The sequence below is a fragment of the Hymenobacter lapidarius genome (assembly GCF_001816145.1).
Classification (GTDB): Bacteria; Bacteroidota; Bacteroidia; order Cytophagales; family Hymenobacteraceae; genus Hymenobacter; species Hymenobacter lapidarius.
In genome coordinates this window covers 83,940-102,089 of the sequence record NZ_MDZB01000109.1, presented here as the reverse complement: position 1 = coordinate 102,089, position 18,150 = coordinate 83,940, and the positions used below count along the sequence as shown (strand labels likewise).

13 protein-coding genes and 1 pseudogene are annotated in these 18,150 nt (G+C 60.8%); 12 read left to right on the top strand and 2 right to left on the bottom strand.

What is annotated here, in order from left to right:
• Positions 1 to 123: 123 nt before the first annotated feature.
• Positions 124 to 294 (top strand): annotated as a pseudogene (locus BEN47_RS22660) (BF3379 family histone-like protein); the annotation flags it as partial.
• Positions 295 to 534: 240 nt separating this feature from the next.
• On the opposite strand, the gene tyrS reads toward BEN47_RS22660, so the two are convergent.
• The gene (gene tyrS / locus BEN47_RS11610; protein WP_070728582.1) at positions 535 to 1,854 is read right to left on the bottom strand and encodes a tyrosine--tRNA ligase; all 1,320 of its coding nucleotides are present in this window, start codon (positions 1,852 to 1,854) and stop codon (positions 535 to 537) included.
• A gap of 175 nt (positions 1,855 to 2,029) precedes the next feature.
• Here tyrS and holA point away from each other — a divergent pair, with 175 nt between their 5' ends.
• From holA to trmB, 9 genes are all read left to right on the top strand, one after another.
• A complete protein-coding gene (holA, locus tag BEN47_RS11605) occupies positions 2,030 to 3,091 on the top strand; it encodes a DNA polymerase III subunit delta (protein WP_070728581.1) in 1,062 nt (353 codons plus the stop codon).
• Positions 3,092 to 3,261: 170 nt separating this feature from the next.
• Positions 3,262 to 6,480, top strand: a complete 3,219-nt coding sequence (locus tag BEN47_RS11600) for a tetratricopeptide repeat protein (protein ID WP_070728580.1) — start codon at positions 3,262 to 3,264, stop codon at positions 6,478 to 6,480.
• Between the two features lie 115 nt (positions 6,481 to 6,595).
• On the top strand, positions 6,596 to 8,320 hold the full coding sequence (locus BEN47_RS11595; RefSeq protein ID WP_125921639.1) for a TonB-dependent receptor: 1,725 nt from the start codon (positions 6,596 to 6,598) through the stop codon (positions 8,318 to 8,320).
• A 96-nt stretch (positions 8,321 to 8,416) separates the two neighbouring features.
• Positions 8,417 to 9,598: an HU domain-containing protein gene (locus BEN47_RS11590; RefSeq protein ID WP_070728578.1), complete on the top strand. Its 1,182-nt coding sequence runs from the start codon at positions 8,417 to 8,419 to the stop codon at positions 9,596 to 9,598.
• 8 nt (positions 9,599 to 9,606) lie between these two features.
• A complete protein-coding gene (locus BEN47_RS11585) occupies positions 9,607 to 10,302 on the top strand; it encodes a MotA/TolQ/ExbB proton channel family protein (RefSeq protein WP_070728577.1) in 696 nt (231 codons plus the stop codon).
• Between the two features lie 116 nt (positions 10,303 to 10,418).
• The gene (locus BEN47_RS11580; protein ID WP_070728576.1) at positions 10,419 to 10,835 is read left to right on the top strand and encodes an ExbD/TolR family protein; all 417 of its coding nucleotides are present in this window, start codon (positions 10,419 to 10,421) and stop codon (positions 10,833 to 10,835) included.
• Between the two features lie 31 nt (positions 10,836 to 10,866).
• The gene (locus BEN47_RS11575) at positions 10,867 to 11,748 is read left to right on the top strand and encodes a hypothetical protein (protein WP_070728575.1); all 882 of its coding nucleotides are present in this window, start codon (positions 10,867 to 10,869) and stop codon (positions 11,746 to 11,748) included.
• Between the two features lie 112 nt (positions 11,749 to 11,860).
• On the top strand, positions 11,861 to 13,180 hold the full coding sequence (locus BEN47_RS11570; protein ID WP_070728574.1) for a bifunctional folylpolyglutamate synthase/dihydrofolate synthase: 1,320 nt from the start codon (positions 11,861 to 11,863) through the stop codon (positions 13,178 to 13,180).
• A gap of 41 nt (positions 13,181 to 13,221) precedes the next feature.
• On the top strand, positions 13,222 to 13,887 hold the full coding sequence (trmB, locus tag BEN47_RS11565; RefSeq protein WP_070728573.1) for a tRNA (guanosine(46)-N7)-methyltransferase TrmB: 666 nt from the start codon (positions 13,222 to 13,224) through the stop codon (positions 13,885 to 13,887).
• Between the two features lie 85 nt (positions 13,888 to 13,972).
• Here trmB and BEN47_RS11560 read toward each other — a convergent pair whose 3' ends face one another.
• Entirely contained in the window at positions 13,973 to 14,569 is a 597-nt protein-coding gene (locus BEN47_RS11560; protein ID WP_070728572.1) for a beta/alpha barrel domain-containing protein, read from the bottom strand.
• A gap of 132 nt (positions 14,570 to 14,701) precedes the next feature.
• Between BEN47_RS11560 and rpe the strand changes: the two genes are divergently transcribed.
• Positions 14,702 to 15,421 (top strand): ribulose-phosphate 3-epimerase, encoded by a 720-nt coding sequence (gene rpe, locus BEN47_RS11555; RefSeq protein WP_070728571.1) that lies wholly within the window; start codon positions 14,702 to 14,704, stop codon positions 15,419 to 15,421.
• Positions 15,422 to 15,450: 29 nt separating this feature from the next.
• Positions 15,451 to 18,039 carry a TonB-dependent receptor gene (locus BEN47_RS11550; protein ID WP_094123029.1) on the top strand — a complete coding sequence of 863 codons (2,589 nt, stop codon included), beginning with the start codon at positions 15,451 to 15,453 and terminating at the stop codon, positions 18,037 to 18,039.
• Positions 18,040 to 18,150: the final 111 nt, after the last annotated feature.

Below are 18,150 nucleotides of genomic sequence, written 5' to 3'. Positions count from 1 at the left end.
TGAAAGCAGGGGAGGGGGTTTTAGAAATAAATTGAAAAACTTGCTTGCATTTGAAATCCCTGTATATTAGGGCCGGCTTAACACCATACCAAATTCATTTTTCACCCCAAACCCTAAACCCAAATGAACAATTTCGGCAAACTGAAGGACCTCGTAATGTCGCTCGAAGACGACTTTTCGAAATTCTACGACAAGCAGAACGCTGCTGCCGGCACCCGCGTGCGCAAGGGCATGCAGGAGCTGAAGACCATGGCTCAGGCGTTCCGCACCGAGGTGCAGAACACCAAGAACACCGGTGCTGCTGCTGCTCCTGCTGCTAAAAAGGCTGCTCCTGCTGCTAAGAAAGCCGCTCCTGCTGCTGCTAAGAAGGCTGCTCCTGCAAAGAAGAAGTAGTCTGAACCACGGCGTCTGGCGGGCTTTTGAAGCTCGTGGGTGCTGTGCCCAGGCTCATGCCAACAAAAAGGCCTCGCTGCATGCAGCGGGGCCTTTTTTTGTGGTAGTGCGTGCTAAAGTAGTCGAGCGGGCTGCCTGGCGTTACGCCACCTCCACCAGGAAATAGTTTTTTTTGCCTTTCTGAACGACGAGAAACTTCCCGGCCAGCAGGGGCATGGTATCAACCGGGGCCTCGGCCACGGTTACTTTCTCGCGGTTGATGCTCACGCCGCCGTCCTTCATCATCTTTTTGGCCTCGCCCTTCGAGGGAAAGATTTTGCCCATGGTGGCTTCGCTGAGCAACGACACGGCGGTGAGGCCCGCCAAATCGGCCCGCGGGACGCGCAGATGGGGCACGCCGGCAAACACGTCGAGAAGCGTGGCCTCGTCCAGGGCCTGCAGCGCCGCGAGGTCGCCGCGGCCAAATAACACCTCGGAGGCGCTGATGGCGGCCTCGGTAGCTTCAACAGAGTGCACGCGGGCGGTCACGTCCCGGGCCAGGGCCTTTTGCAGCACGCGCAGGTGCGGGGCCTGGGCGTGCTCGGTTTCCAGGGCTACTATTTCGGCCTCGGTGAGCAGCGTGAACACGCGGATGAGGCGCGGGGCGTCGGCGTCGGCGGCGTTGTAGAAGAACTGATAAAACTGGTAGGGCGAGGTGAGGGCGGGGTCGAGCCAGACGGTGCCGGTTTCGGACTTACCGTACTTGGTGCCGTCGGCCTTGGTGATGAGCTGGCCGGTGAGGGCATAGGCCTTGGCTTCGCGGCCCTCGGCGTTGCTCAGGCGGCGGATGAGCTCGGTGCCGGTGGTGATGTTGCCCCACTGGTCGCTGGCGCCCATTTGCAGGGTGCAATTCAGCGTTTTATTGAGGTGTACGAAGTCGTAGCCCTGCAACAGCTGGTAACTGAATTCGGTGTAGCTAAGGCCGTCGGCGCCGCTGTCTTCGTTGCCGCTGATGCGGCGCTTCACCGAATCCTTGGCCATCATGTAGTTTACGGTGAGGTGTTTGCCCACTTCGCGCAGGAAGCCCAGAAAGCCGATTTCCTTGAACCAGTCGTAATTGTTCACCACCAGCGCTCCGGTGGGACCCTCCGTGAAGTTCAGGAACTTCTCCAGCTGCGCCCGGATGCCGGCCTGGTTAAGGCGCAGGGTGTCCTCGTCGAGCAGGTTGCGCTCGGCCGATTTGCCGCTGGGGTCGCCTATCATGCCGGTGGCGCCGCCCACCAGGGCCACCGGCCGGTGGCCGGCGCGCTGCAGGTGTACCAGCAGCATGATGGTGGCCAGGTTGCCGATGTGCAGGGAGGCTGCGGTGGGGTCGAAGCCGATGTAGCCGGTGATGGGCGCGTTGGTGGCCAGGTGTTCGGCGGTGCCGGGCATGGCGTCGTGGTACATGCCGCGCCAGGTGAGTTCTTCTATGAGAGACATGGAATGTTGGGGTCTTGGGAACTTAGGGACTTAGGGACTTAGGGACTTGGATAAACCAGAAACTTCCTAAGCTCAAAAATACCGCTGTAATAAAGGTGGGCAAAGGTAGGGCAGCCCTTTGCCAAGGCCTAATTTTGGGCCGGAACAGCAGCTAAGCCCCAAGTTCCCCAATTCCATGCCCCTACTAGACGCCGATGCCATCCTCAAGCAGCTGCAGCAGCGGCAGTTTCAGCCCGTGTACTTCCTGCAAGGCGAGGAACCGTATTACATCGACGTGGTAGCCGACCTCATCGAGAAAACCGCGCTGGCTGAGCACGAGCGCAGCTTCAACCAGGTGGTGGTGTACGGCAAGGACATCGACGTGACCGGAATACTGGGCCAGGCCAAGCGGTTTCCGATGATGGCCGAGCGGTCCGTGGTCATCGTGAAAGAGGCCCAGACCGTGGCCGACCTGGAGCAGGAGCGGAGCTGGCCTTTTCTGGAAGCTTACCTCAAAAACCCCTTAGCCAGCACGGTGCTGGTGTTTTGCTACAAGCACAAAACCCTGGACAGCCGCAAGAAGCTGGGCAAGCTGCTCAGCGGCAAAGAGTCGCCGGTGGTGCTCATGACCAGCAAAAAGCTCTACGACAACCAGGTGCCGCAGTGGCTCACGGCCAACGTGCGCAGCCGCGGCCAACAGATAACGGGGCAGGCCACGGCCATGTTGGCCGAGTACATGGGGGCTAATTTGGGCCGCTTGGCCAACGAAGTGGACAAACTGGTTTTGAACCTGCAGCCGGGCCAAGCCATCGACGAGGAATTGGTGCAGCGGCTGGTGGGCATCAGCAAGGACTACAACATTTTTGAGCTCCAAAAAGCCCTGGTGCAGCGCGACGTACTCAAGGCCAACCGCATTCTGGGCTACTTCGCCGCCAACCCCAAGGCCAATCCACTGATTCCCAATTTGACGCTGCTCTTTGGCTTCTTCACCAAGCTGCTGGTGCTGCACCAGGCCGGCCCCAATCCGGGCGATGGCGAGTTCAAGAAGCTGGGTATTATGAACAGCTTTGCACAAAAGGAGTACCAGCAGGCCATGCGGGCGTATCCGGCCGAGCGGGTAGTGAACATCATCCACCTCGTTCGCCGGGCCGACGCCCAGAGCAAAGGCATAGAAAGCGGCTCGATGGACGACGGGGAAATCCTGCGCGAGCTGGTCTGGCTGATTCTGCACAACGTGCCGGAAGGCGTGCTGGGCTAGAAAGCTGAAGGTAGGGGGTTGAGCTGCGCCCGGTTTGCCGGTGGGGAATTGGCCTGGTACCACCGCAACAGATGGGGAGTATTTGCGTTGATTGGGCAACCTGCAGGCATTTTTCGCTACTTTTGGCTACTTCCCGGGCCCGGTGCGGGCCCTCCACGTACGGTATTTACATGAAGCTATTTCCCCGGCTCGCGCTGGCCGCCGCCCTGAGTGCCGCGGCCCCAATGGCAGCCCAGGCCCAGCAAACCCAGGTTTTTGCCGCCGACGAGCGGTTTTTTCAGGAAGGGTTGGAGTTGTTTGACCGTGGCCAATACGGCGCGGCCCAGGAAGCATTCCGGCAGTATTTGGCCGTGGAGCCCCGCGCCACCGGCCAGGGCGGCCCCACGGCCGGCGACCGCACCGCCGATGCCGAGTACTACTACGCCGTGAGCGGCCTCTACCTGCTGCACCCCGATGCCGAAGGCCTCATTCTGGCTTTTGCCGAGCAGCACCCGGCGCATCCGCGTTCAGCCGTGGCCTATTTTGAGCTGGGCAAGTTTTATTTCGACCAGAAAAACTACGCCTCGGCCATTCAGTACTTCCAGAAAGTAGCCCCGGATAACTTAAGCGTAGCCCAGCGCGGTGAATCAGACTTTAAACTCGCCTACAGCTACTTCGAGGAGAAGGAATACGAGAAAGCGCGCCTGCTGTTTGACCGCAGCAAGCAGGCCCAGACGGAGTTTAAATACGCCAGCTCGTACTACGCCGGCTACCTGGCCTACCGCGCCGGTGATTACGCCGCGGCCCGCGCCGACCTGGCCGTGGCCGAGCAAAACGACGCGTACAAGCCGGTTGTGCCGGCCATCATGTCCCAGATTTACTACAAAGAGGGCAATTACGATGAGCTGATTCGCTACGCCTCAAACGCGTTGAAAACCACGCCGCCGCCCCAGAACTCCGACGAAATCCAGCTGTTGCTCGGCGATGCTTACTACCAGAAGGAGCGCTACAAGGAAGCGGCGGAGAACTTCGACCGGTACGCCACTGTGCACAAGGGCCGCATCGAGCCGGCGTTGCAGTACAAGATTGGCTTTGCCAATTACAAGATGGGCGACTTTAAGGGCGCTATTGCCAGCCTGAAAAACGTGGCCGTGCTGCGCGATTCCCTGGGGCAGAACGCGGCGTATCACCTCGGCTTGAGCTACGTGCAGGCCAACCAGAAGCCCCAGGCCGTTACGGGTTTTGAGGCGGCCCGGCAGGCCACATTTGACAAGAACGTGGCCGAAAACGCCACGCTGCGTTTGGGGCAGGTGCAATTCGAGTTGGGCAATCTGCCCGAAGTAGTGGCCGTGCTGCGCGATTTTCAAAAGAAATTCCCCCGTTCTCCTAACCAACCCATCGTCGACGATTTGCTGAGCACCGGCTTTCTACAGTCGACCGACTTTACCCAGGCGCTGTCCTACCTCGAAGGCCTGGATGACCGGAGCGATAAGCTCAATGCCACCTACCAGCGCGTGGCGTACTCGCAGGCCGCTACCCTCTACAACAACGGCAACTACGGAGCCGCCCTGCCGCTGCTGGACAAGTCCCTGAAGTACCCGGCCGATGATGCCCTGCGGGCCGCCGCCCAGGTGCTGCGCGGCGAGATTTATAGCGTGGGCCAGCAATACCCCGATGCCATCAGCGCCTACGTAGCGGCAGCCCGCGCGGCCCGGCAGGGCGGCGTGAGCGCCGAGGAGGTTGAGTTTGAGCAAAAGGCGCGCTACGGTTTGGGCTATGCCTACTACAACACCAAGCAGTACGACCGGGCCCGGCCCCAATTCCAGGCGTTTCTCAACGACAAAAGCGCCAGGCCGGACGACCCTAACTACTACGACGCTACCATGCGGCTGGCCGACACCTACTACGTGGCCAAAAGCTACGCGCAGGCCCTGGAGCTTTACGATAAGGTAATTCGGGCCAACGCGGCCGATAAAGATTACGCCTACTACCAGAAGGGCCGGACGCTGGGCCTGATGGGCCGCCGCGATGAAGCCAACGCCACGCTCGCGTCCTTGCTCAAAACCAGCCCCAGCTCGCGCTACGCCGAAGACGCCGTGTTTCAGCAGGCCCAGCTCTCGTTTGAGGCCGGAGAATACCAGCCCGCCGCCACCGGCTTCACGCGCCTGATTGACAACCGGCCCAACAGCCCCCTGGTGCCCCAGGCCCTGCAGAAGCGTGGCGTATCGTACGCCAACCTGCAGCAGCATGAAAAAGCCGTGGCCGACTTCCAGCGTGTGCTTAGCAGCTACCCGCGTAGCGAGGCCGCCTCGCAGGCCTTATACAGCCTGCAGGAAAGCCTGTCGGCGCTGGGCCGCACCGAAGAGTTTGATGCCGCGCTGGCCTCGTTTAAGGTGCAGAACCCCGACAGCAAGGCTACCGAGAGTGTGGAATTCGAAGCAGCCAAGTCGCTGTATCTAGCTGAGAAATACCAGCCTGCTATTCTACGGCTGGAGTCTTACTTGAAGCAATACCCGCAGTCAGCGCTGGGGGCTGATGCCCGCTTCTTCTTGGCTGATTCTTACTTGAAAACGGGTGATAAACAGCAAGGCCTGACCCGCCTGCGCGACGTGGTGACCGAAGGCAAAAGCGAGTTTGTGAACCGCGCCGTGGGCCGCCTCGCCGACCTAGAGTTTGAAAACAATAACTACGCGGAAGCCGCCAAAAACTACGAGCGCCTGCGCGGCGCCAGCACCAACCGCCGCGAAGTAGCCAATGCCACGCTGGGCCAGATGCGCAGCCTCTATGAAGCTGGCGACTACCCCGGCGCCCGCCGCGTAGCCGAAGAGCTGCGCACCCAGGCCGGCGCCACCGCCAACGCCACCAACGCCGCCCTGCTCTACCTGGGCAAGGCCAGCTACCGCGCTGGCAACCTGGACCAGGCCGCCACTGAGCTGGCCGCCGCCGCCAAGGCCGCGCCCAACGACGTGAACGGCGCCGAGGCGCAGTACTACCTGGCCGAAACCCTGTTCAAACAAAAGAAGAACGAGGAGGCCATTGCGGCCGCGCTCAAAGTGAACTCGGATTTTGGCAATTATGCCCTGTGGCAGGGCCGGGCATTCTTGCTGGTGGCCGATGTGTACGCCGCCGATGGCGATAATTTTCAGGCGCGCGGCACGCTCAACTCTATCATCGACAACAAGTTCCCGGTGGCTGAGATAGTGGAAGCGGCTAAGCAGCGGCTGAAAACCCTGGGCGCCGACCAGCCCGAAGCCACGCCGCCGCCCGCCGCCCCCAAGCCGGCCCCGGCCAAAACCCCCGCAAAAACCACAGCCGCTCCGGCTACCAAGCCGGCCAAAGGCACCACCGTACCCCGCGCCAAGCTGACCGGCGACAATGCCGCTCCCGCCGACACGGCTACCCAGCGCTAAGCAGCGTATCCTTTCATTGAATAACAATTTGCTGATGAAGCGTTTGTCTTTAACTATAGCCAGGTCGGTACGAAGCCCCCGGGCGGGCGTGGCAGTGGGCTTGTACCTGGCCGCCATGCTAGTAGGGGCTGCCGGCACCACCGCCAGCGCCCAAACCACCAAACCCCGGCCCAAGACGGGGCAGATTGAGGAAGCGGAGATTGAAATTGTGAAGGAGCGGGTAAACCAACTGCCCGAAGCCACCCGCAACTTCGAAAAAATCAAGCTGCCCGCGCCCCCCAAAGTAGAGCGCAAGGTGACGTACACCTTTCCTGATTTCCGGCTGCCCGCCAACCGGCTGTCTCCATCGGTGAAAGTGCTGACCATTCGGGCCGAGGAGCCCACTCCGCTCACCGGAAATTTTGTGAAGGCCGGGCTGGGCAATTACGGCACGTTCTACGGGCGCGGATATTTCCACAGTACCCGCAACACCGACCACGCCTACGGGCTCGACCTCAAGCACGTCAATTCCCTGACGGGCCCCGTGGATGGCAAAAACTCCGGCGTGTCCCAAACCAGTGCCCACCTGATGGGGGAGCTGTACCGGGGCACGGGCGCCTTTGGGGCCACCCTGGACCTGGGCCGCGAACGGTATAATTTCTACGGCTACGAAAAAGCGGCTAATACGCCCGATGCCACGCCCGTTCCCGAGGCCAGCGCTATTAAGCAGGTTTTCAACCGCTTTGCGGTGAAGGCCTACGCCCGCAACCGCGACCCGGAACAGGTATTCCAGTATGATGCCAGCATCGGCTACCAGTACTGGAACGACATCTATGACGCCAGCGAAAATAACCTTCTGCTGAACGCCAAGCTTGGCTACGCGCTGGGAGAGGCCGGGCGCATCACGCTGGCGGCCGATGGCTCCTTCATTGCCGAGAAAGACATTGCCCCCGGTAGCCTGGCCCGGCCCGAACCGGCCGCGCTGGTGTCGCGCAGCCGCAATTTTGTGCAGGCCACTCCCGCCTACCAATTCACCAACAAGCGCATCGCCTTCACGCTGGGGGCCACTTTGGGCTACTCTTCCGACACGGCCACCAACGTGAGCCGGACGGTGGTGTACCCGGCCGTGCGCCTGGGCTACACGCTGGCCCCGGAGAAATTCACGGTCTATGCCGGACTGGGGGGCTCCATGCAGCGCGTGACCCGCTACGACCTGACCACCGAGAACCCCTGGCTTAACCGGGGCCTGAACCTGGCCGACACCCACCGCGGACCCACCATCTACGCCGGCTTCAACTCCGCACCGGCCAGGGGCCTGGAGCTCAACGGCCGCGCCACCTACGCCCGCGACCGCAACCTGTACTTCTACCTCAATAATCCCATCGACCCCACCCGCTTTGACCTGGTGTACGACCAGAATGCCACCGGCGTGCTCAACCTCCACGCCGAGCTACTGTACACCGCAGCCGAGAAGTTCCGGCTCGGCAGCCGGATGGATTTTAATAAGTACGCCCTCAAAAACCTGCCGCAGCCCTTTCACCGCCCCGAGTTTCAGGGGTCGGTATTTGGCACCTATAATGTCATCGACAAGCTGACGCTGGGCGTGGAAGGTTACTTCTACTCGGCCAGCTACGGCATTAGCTACCGCCCGGCCACGCGGCCCAACGAGGTGAGAAGCGCCGACTTTTACCGGGCCACCGACCCGATTGTGGACCTAAACCTGCGCGCCGACTACCTTATTACGCCAAAAATATCCATCTTTGTAATGGGTAATAACCTCGCCAATCGTCAGTACCAGCGCTTCTACGGCTATCCGGTGAAGGGCATCAACGTACTGGCCGGGGCTTCCTATATGTTTTAAGTCTTGCCGTTGCAGGCTGCCAGCTGCGCTTTTATGTCGAGTCCGTCTTGATAATCAGGTGCTGGGGTAGCCGTTGTTACGTTTAATATCCTCCCCATGCACCTTGCCGACCACATCCGCCCCCTGCTCCGCGACCACGACTGCGTGATTATCCCGGACTTTGGCGGGTTGGTGGCGGATGTGTCGTCGGCGCGGGCCCAGCCCGGCCGGCAGTCGCTGAGCCCGCCCACCAAGCTGGTCGCCTTTAACCAGGCTCTGACCCGCAACGACGGCCTGCTGGTGGACGCCTTGAGCCAGCACCTCAACCTGCCTATTGCGCAGGCGCGCGAGGCGGTGCGCCAGGCCGTGGCCGGCCTGCAGCAGGAGCTCGACGAAACCAACCGCACCGAATTGCCCGGCATCGGCATTTTCCGGCGCTCGGTGGGCCGGGGCCTGGCTTTTGAGTACACTGGCACCGATAATCTGCTGGCTTCATCGTTTGGCTTGCCCGAGCTGGCGGCCCGCCCCGTGCGCGCTACCGATGCGCGGGTGAAACGCCCGCAGCCCGCGCTGCGCGGTGCCATTACCCGGCGGTCGCGCTGGACGCGCTTGCTACCCGGCGGCGTCATCGCCATGGCCGCCGGCCTGTTGCTGCTCGCTAACTACCAATGGGCAATCAATGCGGGCTATGCGCCCACGGGCTGGCAGGCGCAGCTTCCCAACCTGGAATGGTCGCGGCCCCAGGTGGCAGCCACTCCGCCCACCGCCAATGAGCCCCAACAGGCCAACCTCGGCCAGCACAACTTTACTACTGCCCAGCCCGCCGCGCCTGAGGGTATGACAGCGCTGGGGGCAAGCCCGGCTGCCTCTGTGCCTGTGCCGGAAGTGAAGCCAGCCCCGGTAGTTAGCGCTCCGGCTGTTGCTGCGCCCGCCGTGGCCACCACTACGTCTGCTGCGCCCGTTCCCGTCGTTGAAACCGCCGCTCCGGTGGCTGCTGCTCGCGTGGCAGTTGCCGTGGCCCCCGCCAAGCCAGCGAACACGGCTGCCGCCGTCACAATTAAAAACCGCACTGGTCGTTACTACGTCATTGCAGGAGCTTATCGCACGATGGCGGGCGCCGAGCGGGGCCGCAAAGTGCTGGCCCGCACCGGCCACGCGTCCCACATCATTTTGCCGCCCTTCGGCAGCCGCCTGTTCCGTCTTACCGCCGCCGATTATCCTGACCTGGCCTCAGCCCAACGCGAAGCCCAGCGCTTACGCGTCACGACCCGCAGTGATTACAATACTCTGAAATTTTAACTGTCCGCATGTCTGTTTTTTTCTTGCAAATCGCCGCTACAACGGCCGATACTGTTAATACCGCTCTTGCGGCCGCCCCGATAGTGCCCGCCGATGTTCCCCTTATCGACTTGCTTCTGCGCGGCGGGCCGGTAATGATTCCCCTGGTAGCCCTCTTTAGTGTATCGATATACATCATCATCGAGCGTTACCTCACCATCCGGAAGGCTGCCGGCAACCCCGATTTCTTTATGAACAGCATTCGTTCGTTGATGATAAAGAACGACTTATCCGGGGCGAAGCTGTTGTGTGCCCAAACAGCTTCGCCGCTGGCCCGCATGGTGGAAAAGGGCCTGCGCCGCATCGGCCTGCCCCTGCGGGAAATTGAAACCAGCGTCGAAAACGTGGGCAAAATCGAAATTGCCCGCCTCGAAAAGAACATTAGCATCCTGGGCATCATCGCCGGTATTGCGCCCATGATTGGCTTTGTGGGTACCATCATCGGGGTTATCAAGATTTTCTATTCCATTGCCGCCACCCAGGAATTCGGTATTCCGCAGGTAGCCGACGGACTGTATGTGAAGCTGGTGACCTCGGCCACGGGCCTCATTGTGGGCATCATTGCCCACGTAGGATACCACTGGCTGAGCATTCTGGTCGAGCGCATGGTGTTCCGTATGGAGAACTCGGCCATCGAATTCATGGATATCCTGCAGGACAACTAATTGAGTTATGAGTTAAGAATTATGAGTTATGAATTTGGGGCGCTGAATCTGTTGATTTGGGTTCTCACATTTCACTTTTCATAATTCATAACTCATAATTCATAACTCAGCTAGTTATGAATTTATCCCGTCGTCATCGCCTCACCTCACACGTTGAGACCGGCGCCATGAACGACATCATGTTTTTCCTGATGTTGTTCTTCCTGATTGCTTCCACGTTGGTAAACCCCAACGTTATCAAGCTCATGCTGCCCAATGCCCGGTCGAGCAAGCAGGTCATGAAACAGCCCATTACGGTGTCGGTGGATGCCGCGGGCACTTATTTTGTCAACAAAAAGCCTGTCAGCCCGACTGGGGTCGAGGCGGAGTTGTTGGCCCTGGTGGGCACGGCACCCACTGCGGAGCAGTCCACTGTGGTGTTGCGGGTCGATAATTCGTTGAACGTTCAGAAGCTGGTTGACATTCTAGAGATTGGCAACCGCCTCAAGCTGAAAATGGTCATGGCCACCCAGGCCCAACAGGCGGGCAAATAGGTTCCTTTGCTCGCCTAATCGTACAACTACCATGGCTATTGATTATCCCGAACCGCACCGCCGCGAGGCCCTGATTGGCACGTTGATAATCAACGGGTTGCTGCTGCTGCTATTTGTGTTTTCCGTTTTCAAGGGCCCGAACCCGCCGCTTACCGCCCTGGGCGGTGACGGCGTAGAGTTGAACTACGGCCTCGACGAAGCCGGCTCCGGAGATATTCAGAGCATGGCCATGGCCAACAAATCCCAAAATCGCGAAGACAGCCGGCCTCCAATTGCCAGCCCCGACCCGCAGCCCCGCCCGGCCACTGCCGCCACGCCGGACCCCACGCCGCCGTCCCAACAAAAAATAATCACCAGCGAAGCCGAGGAAAGCCCGGTTTCTGAAGCTCCCACTGAAACACCGGCGCCGCCCAAGGAAGAAGTAAAAGTTGCTCCCCGCCCTGTGCGCAAGCCCTTGGCCGTTTACTCGCCCAAAGGCAACGCCACGGGCGGCGGCAACGGCGTAAACGGCACCAGCAACGCCCCCACAGGCAACAGCAACGGTGACCGCCCCGGCGAAACAGGTGACCAAGGCGACCCCAATGGCTCCCTGGATGCTAAAGCGCTATATGGTGCCCCCGGCAGAGGTGGCAGCGGCAGCAGCCCCGGTAGCGGGGGGCTGGAGATGAGCGGCTGGGCACCTGATTCGAGTCCCAACGTTCGGGCAGTTGACGACAATTCAGGAGTGGTACGTTTCAAGATTAGGATTAATGAAGAAGGGGAAATCCAGTCCATCAACAAGGTTTCTGGTAACGTGTCGGCAGCGCAGGAAAAGCTGTGCCGGGATGCACTCAACGATATGACCTTCCGGCGTACCAATTCAGCTGCTGGTGGAGCCACCGGATTTTACACTTTCAAAATCACGGTGCGATAATCCATTCGATTACAGCCATAGCCCCAGAACCTTCTCGAAAGGCTCTGGGGCTTTTTGCTTAACTACAGAGCTGCTGCCGTTAATTTGTGCCTTTCAACGCGTTGCTTTTTTTATGTCATTGACTTACTCCGAAACCTTAGCTTATCTCTACGACCAATTGCCCATGTTTCAGCGGGTGGGCGCTTCGGGCTATAAGAAGGGACTGGGCAACACGCTGGTGCTGGCCGAAGCCATGGGGCACCCCGAACGGCAGTTCCGGAGCGTGCATGTGGCGGGCACCAACGGCAAGGGGAGCAGTTCACATATGTTATCTGCGGCTTTGCAAGCCGCTGGTTATAAGGTTGGACTGTACACTTCGCCGCATCTACAGGAGTTTACCGAGCGGGTGCGGGTCAATGGTCAGGAGCTTACGCCCGATTACCTGGTGGCGTGGGTGGCGCGCTGGCGGCCGTTGTTTGAGGAAATCCAGCCGTCGTTTTTTGAGATGTGCGTGGCGCTGGCCTTTTCCTATTTTGCGGAACAGCGCGTGGATGTGGCCATCGTGGAAGTTGGGCTGGGCGGGCGCCTGGATTCTACCAACATCATCACGCCGCTGGTTTCCCTCATCACCAACATCAGCTTCGACCACCAGGCACTGTTGGGCAATACCCTCGTAGAAATCGCGGGCGAAAAAGCGGGCATAATCAAACCGGGCGTTCCCGTGGTCATTAGCCAGACCCAGCCGGAAGTGGCGGGCGTATTTGAGCGCGAGGCGGCCGCCAAATTGGCTCATTTGGTCTATGCTGACCAGATTTACCAAGCTGAGTTTGCCAACGAGCCTGCTCCGGATACGGCGCTGCGCGCCGTGGCTGTTACGCAGCACGGCCGCCCGTATCTGCCTAATGCCGAGCTCGGCTTGCCCGGCGACTACCAGCTGCTCAACCTGCCTGGCGTGCTGGCTACCCTGGATGAGCTCCGGGCGTTGGGGTTTCGGCTCACGGAGGCAGCCATTCGCACCGGCCTCCGGCAGGTGACGCAGCTCACGGGCCTGCGCGGCCGCTGGAGCATCATCGGTCAGCGGCCCACGGTGGTGTGCGACACTGCGCACAATGCCGCCGGCCTGCAGCTGGTCATGGCGCAGCTGCAGCGACTGCCGCACCAGAAGCTGCATCTGGTGATTGGCGCGGTGAATGACAAAGACGTGGCCGGGATGCTCCAATTACTGCCTTTGGCCGCCACCTATTATTTTTGTGCGGCCAACATTCCGCGGGCCCTGCCTGCCGGGCAGCTCGCGCAACAGGCGGCTACACTGGACCTGCGGGGCGAATCTTATGCCTCGGTTGCGGCGGCTGTGGCGGCAGCCCGTGCCGCGGCCCAGCCCGAGGATGTCGTTTTCATCGGCGGTAGCACGTTTGTGGTGGCCGAAGTTGAGGAGCTGTACGCTCAAGCCTAGTTGGCAATATTCTTTCGTTTACCATCCATTCAGTTTCTATTTTGCCTCGCGTAAAACTTTACCGCTTCACCGACAATGCTTCCCGGCCCGACATTATTGAGCCCGGCAAACCCGAATACGAGCAGCTGGGCGGGCGGTGGCGCACCGATTTCTTTCAGGCGCCCAACCCCGTAACCCTCGAAGTGGGCTGTGGCAAAGGCGAATACACGGTGGGCCTGGCTCAGCGGCATCCCTCGCGCAATTTTCTGGGCCTCGATATCAAAGGGGAGCGAATCTGGCGCGGCAGCACCCGGGCCGCCGAGATGGGCTTAACCAACGTGGGTTTCGTGAGAATGCGTGCCGAAGCGCTGGCGGCGCAGTTTGGGCCGGGCGAGCTGGATGAAATCTGGATTACCTTCCCCGACCCCCGCCCGCGGGACCGGGACATCAAACGGCGGTTGACTTCGCCCCGTTTCTTGGGTTTGTATGAGCAATTGCTGGTTGCAGGAGGCCTGCTGCACCTCAAAACAGATAATGAAGGCCTGTTTGAGTACACGCTGGAAACGCTGGCGGCTCGCCTAGGCACTACCGTTGAGCGCTTCACCCGCAACTTATACGCCGAAACCGCTCCTGAATTCACCGAAGCGCAGGCTATTCAAACCAACTTCGAGAGTAAGTACCGCGCCGTGGGCGTGCCCATCAAATACGTTCAGTTCCGGCTGACGTAGCGTTGATTGCTTGATAGAAAAAAGGCCGGCTGCATCCATTGCAACCGGCCTTTTGCGTACACATCGTTTTACATCGGTACCCTGCCTAATCTATTTCCAAGGCTTCGAAGACGGCTTCGAGCTGGTCGAAGTCGCGTAGGCCGGGCTTTACTTCGTCGCCGGATGGCAAAACGATTCCCGCCAAAGGCAACAGGTTCACCAGCTCGCGGGCCTGCTCGGGGTGCAGGCCGGGGCCGAGCCAGAGCGGGCGCTGGGCCGCGATTTTACTCAGGTAGCCCAGGGTTTCGGTGGTCAGGTGCTCTACCAGTTCCACCACCCAACCGGTGGGGACGTCGGACAGGTAGGGACTGATGGCTACTGCACCCACCGCCAGCTCCACGTACACGGGCGGCGCTAGTTCGGCTAGCTCGGCCTCTGAGCGGGGCTGGCGCAGGAGCACGGCATCGAGCGCGCAAGCTGCAGCTATGCTATTGATTTCGGGTGCCGTAAGCTGGTCGAACTCACCTATTAGTTCAACTCCGGCAATCCAGCCGGTGAGCTCCTGCACGGTCTTGGTGTCGATGGCCCCTGGCAGGCTGGGGTCCAGGATAAAGGTGAGCTTGTCGGCGCCCATGCCCGCGCAGTAGCGGGCGTCGGAAAGGTTGTTGATGCCGCGGATAAGGAGGGGAACGAGGTGGGGCACTGGTTAAAGAGAATAAGGCAAATGGGGAAGGCGCGGCGCGAAAGCCGGCCCGTAATGGGTTCCGCACAAAAGTAAAGCCGCCGGGCTGGCTGGCCGCACCGGCAGAGCGAACGGCGGCTGTATCTTCGCCCCATGAATACAACCCGTCGCGCACCGTTGCTGGCCCCGTCGTTTTTGGCCGCTGACTTAGCCAATCTGCAAGCGGAAACCGAGCGGCTCGCCGAGAGCGCCGCCGACTGGCTGCACTTCGATGTAATGGACGGCCGCTTTGTGCCCAATATTTCCTTTGGCTTGCCGGTGCTGCAGGCCGTGGCCCGCCACGCCAAGCAGCCCCTCGATGTGCACCTGATGATAGAGGAGCCGCAGCAGTACCTCTCGGCCTTCCGCGATGCGGGCGCCAGCATTATCACGGTGCACATCGAAGCCTGCCCGCATTTGCACCGCGTAGTGCAGCAGATTAAGCAGCTGGGCTGCAAAGCCGGGGTTGCTCTCAACCCCCACACGCCGGTGGCCATGCTCGAAGACATTGCCGCCGAACTGGATGTGGTGCTCCTGATGTCCGTCAATCCCGGTTTTGGGGGCCAGGCCTTCATTCCCAACACCCTAAAAAAGGTGGCCATGCTGAAAGAGCTGCTCGTAGACGCTGGCTCCGATGCTCTGATTGAAATTGACGGCGGCGTGAGCCTGGATAATGCCGGCCCGCTGGTAGAGGCCGGGGCCGACGTACTGGTGGCCGGCAATTTCGTTTTCAGCGCGCCTGCGGGGCCGGTTGCCACGCTGGCCCGCCTGCGCGACCATTTGGCCGGCCTGGACCAGTGGGCCGAAGGCTCGTCGCTGAGCCGCAGGCAATAGCTTCTCGGCTGGCACGTTACTACCGCACCGTGAAAAAAAACGCTACGCCGGGTTGTCGTCATTTAAGGGAGAGAAAGTGCGGCCGCAAGCTGCCGGTTGCCGCCGTGGGCGTGTTGCTGCTCCTGGCCACAGCCAGTAGCCGGGCCCAGGTAGCGCCCGCCGGTGTGGCGCAGGCCCCGGCTGGGACCGTTACGCTTTTCGGCACCCTCGTGGACGCCAGTGGCCAGCCGCTGGAGCTGGCGGCGGTGGGAGTGGAGGGCCAGGCTGGCGGCACCAACACCACGGCCGAAGGTGCTTTTTCGCTACAGGTGCGCGTGCCGGCGGCCGGGCAGCCGGTGGTGCTGGTGGTGCGCCGGCTGGGCTACCTCACCATCCGCAAGGCCCTGCAGCTGCCGGCCGAGGCCGCGCAGCCCCTGCGCCTGACCATGCGGCTTGATGCCCGCGCCCTGGGTAGTGTGCGCGTAGTGGGCCGTTCCAACCAGGCCGATGAGCGCGAGCAGGTCAGCATTACCCGCATCGACCCTGCTTCGGCCAAGATAATTCCTTCCGCTTTTGGCGATTTCAATGCCATTCTTAAAACCCTGCCCGGCGTCAGCGGCAACAACGAGCTGAGCAGCACCTACAACGTGCGCGGCGGCAACTACGACGAGAACCTCGTGTACGTCAATGGGTTCGAGATTTACCGCCCCTTCCTCGTGACCGCGGCCCAGCAGGAGGGCCTTAGCTTCATCAACCCCGATTTGGTGAAGCAGATTGAGTTCAGCAGCGGGGGCTGGCAGCCCAAGTACGGCGACAAGCTGGCCTCGGTGCTGAGCGTTGACTACAAAACGCCCGAGAAGTTCGCGGCTTCCCTCACGGGTAGTTTGGTAGGTGGCGCGGCCCACGCCGAAGCCCGCTCGGCCAATGGTCGGGTGAGCTACCTGGCCGGGGTGCGCTACAAAAATGCGCAGTACGTGCTGCGTTCGTTGCGGCAGGCCCAGGGCGGCTACAATCCCACGTTCTACGATGCGCAGGCCTTCGTCAACATCGGCCTGGGCCGCAAGGACGACATGCAGCGCACCACCCTGGGGCTGATGGGCGTGCTGGCCCACAACGACTACCGCTTTTCGCCCGAAACCGGCCAGGCCACGTTTTCCACCGGTACCAATCAGTTTACGCGGGTTTTCATTGCCTACGGGGGGCGCGAGCGGATGCAGTTCGATACCTATCAGTCGGGGCTTAATCTGAAGCACGATTTTTCGTCCCGGCTGCAGGTCGAGGTGCTGGGGTCGGCCCTGATTTCGCGTGAGTTCGAGCTGCGCGACGTGGAAGCGGCCTACACCTTTGCCGACATCAACCGCGACCCCAACTCGCCGGAGTTTAACCAGCCCCAACGGCAGCGCGACATCGGGTCTCAGTTTAAGCACTCTCGCAATTTTCTCACCGCCCGCATCTTCACCGCCGAAACCCGGGGCCGGTGGGCGCCGACCGGCAGCCACACGGTACGCTGGGGCGCCAAAATCGGCCGCGAAAAAGTAGAAGACACCCTCGACGAGTACAGCTTCGCAGACTCGGCCGACTTCGTGCCCGACGCGCGGCGCCTGCGCCTGCGCAGCGATTTAAGCCTGCTTAGTACCCGCAGCCAGGGATTCTTACAGGACACCTGGGCCCTGGACTCCCTGCGCACGCTCACTTACGGGGCCCGGGCGCACTACTGGACCACCAACGGCCAGCTGGTCGTCAGCCCGCGGGTGCAGTTTTCGCAGCTTAGCGCTAGCCACCCTAACCGGTCTTTTAAGGCGGCGGTGGGCGCGTACTACCAGCCGCCGTTCTACCGCGAGCTGCGCGACCAGCAAACCACGCAGCTTGGTGTGCAGGAAGGCTTCCTGAATCCGGCGCTGCGCGCCCAGAAAGCCTACCATTTTATTGTGGGCCGCGACCTCAGCTTCCAGAAATTCGGCCGTCCGTTTAAGCTCACCACCGAGGCTTATTACAAGTACCTCACCGACGTGGTGCCCTACGACGTGGACAACGTGCGGCTGCGCTACTTCGCCAAGAACAACGCTACCGCCTACGCCGCCGGGTTTGATACCCGCGTGAGCGGTGAGTTCGTGAAAGGCGCGGAGTCGTGGTTCAGCCTGGGCCTGCTCACCACCCGCGAGAACGTGGAGGGCGATTCCATCAGCACCTTCGACAGCAACGGCCGGCAGCTGAGCCGCGATGCCAAAGGCTACATCCGCCGCCCGCAGGACCAGCGCCTGAACCTGGGCGTGTTCTTCCAGGACCATTTGCCGAACAACCCTTCCGTGCGCGGCTACGTGAACGTGGTGTTTGGAACAGGCCTCCCGTTCTCGCCGCCCAACCAGCCCGATTTGCGCGGCACCGATGCCCTGTCGACTAATTACACCCGCGTCGACCTGGGGTTCTCCAAGGTTATTGGCTTGAAAAACAACGATGCCCCCAAAGCCCATGTCTACAGTTACGAGAGCCTGTGGCTGGGACTGGAGGTGCTAAACGTGCTGGCGGCAAACAACGTGGGCGGCTACAATTACCTGCAGGACGTGAACGGCGTGACCTATTCGGTGCCCAATTACCTTTCGCAGCGGGTAATAAATCTGCGTCTGATTGCCCGTTTCTAAGCCCCTGCGAAGAACCTTATTACCGGTCTGAATTCCTCGTAACAGGGTAATATAACGGGGTGCAAAGTTGATAATGGCAGAATACCAGGATTGTCAGCAAACCGCTTAAAA

Bases quoted from the DNA above. Each gene is read 5' to 3' on its own strand.
- BEN47_RS11580 (WP_070728576.1), top strand. From the start codon at position 10,419: ATGAATTTATCCCGTCGTCATCGCCTCACCTCACACGTTGAGACCGGC.
- BEN47_RS11600 (WP_070728580.1), top strand. From the start codon at position 3,262: ATGAAGCTATTTCCCCGGCTCGCGCTGGCCGCCGCCCTGAGTGCCGCG.
- BEN47_RS11585 (WP_070728577.1), top strand. From the start codon at position 9,607: ATGTCTGTTTTTTTCTTGCAAATCGCCGCTACAACGGCCGATACTGTT.
- tyrS (WP_070728582.1), bottom strand. From the start codon at position 1,854: ATGTCTCTCATAGAAGAACTCACCTGGCGCGGCATGTACCACGACGCC.
- holA (WP_070728581.1), top strand. From the start codon at position 2,030: ATGCCCCTACTAGACGCCGATGCCATCCTCAAGCAGCTGCAGCAGCGG.
- rpe (WP_070728571.1), top strand. From the start codon at position 14,702: ATGAATACAACCCGTCGCGCACCGTTGCTGGCCCCGTCGTTTTTGGCC.
- BEN47_RS11570 (WP_070728574.1), top strand. From the start codon at position 11,861: ATGTCATTGACTTACTCCGAAACCTTAGCTTATCTCTACGACCAATTG.
- BEN47_RS11595 (WP_125921639.1), top strand. From the start codon at position 6,596: ATGCTAGTAGGGGCTGCCGGCACCACCGCCAGCGCCCAAACCACCAAA.
- BEN47_RS11590 (WP_070728578.1), top strand. From the start codon at position 8,417: ATGCACCTTGCCGACCACATCCGCCCCCTGCTCCGCGACCACGACTGC.
- BEN47_RS11575 (WP_070728575.1), top strand. From the start codon at position 10,867: ATGGCTATTGATTATCCCGAACCGCACCGCCGCGAGGCCCTGATTGGC.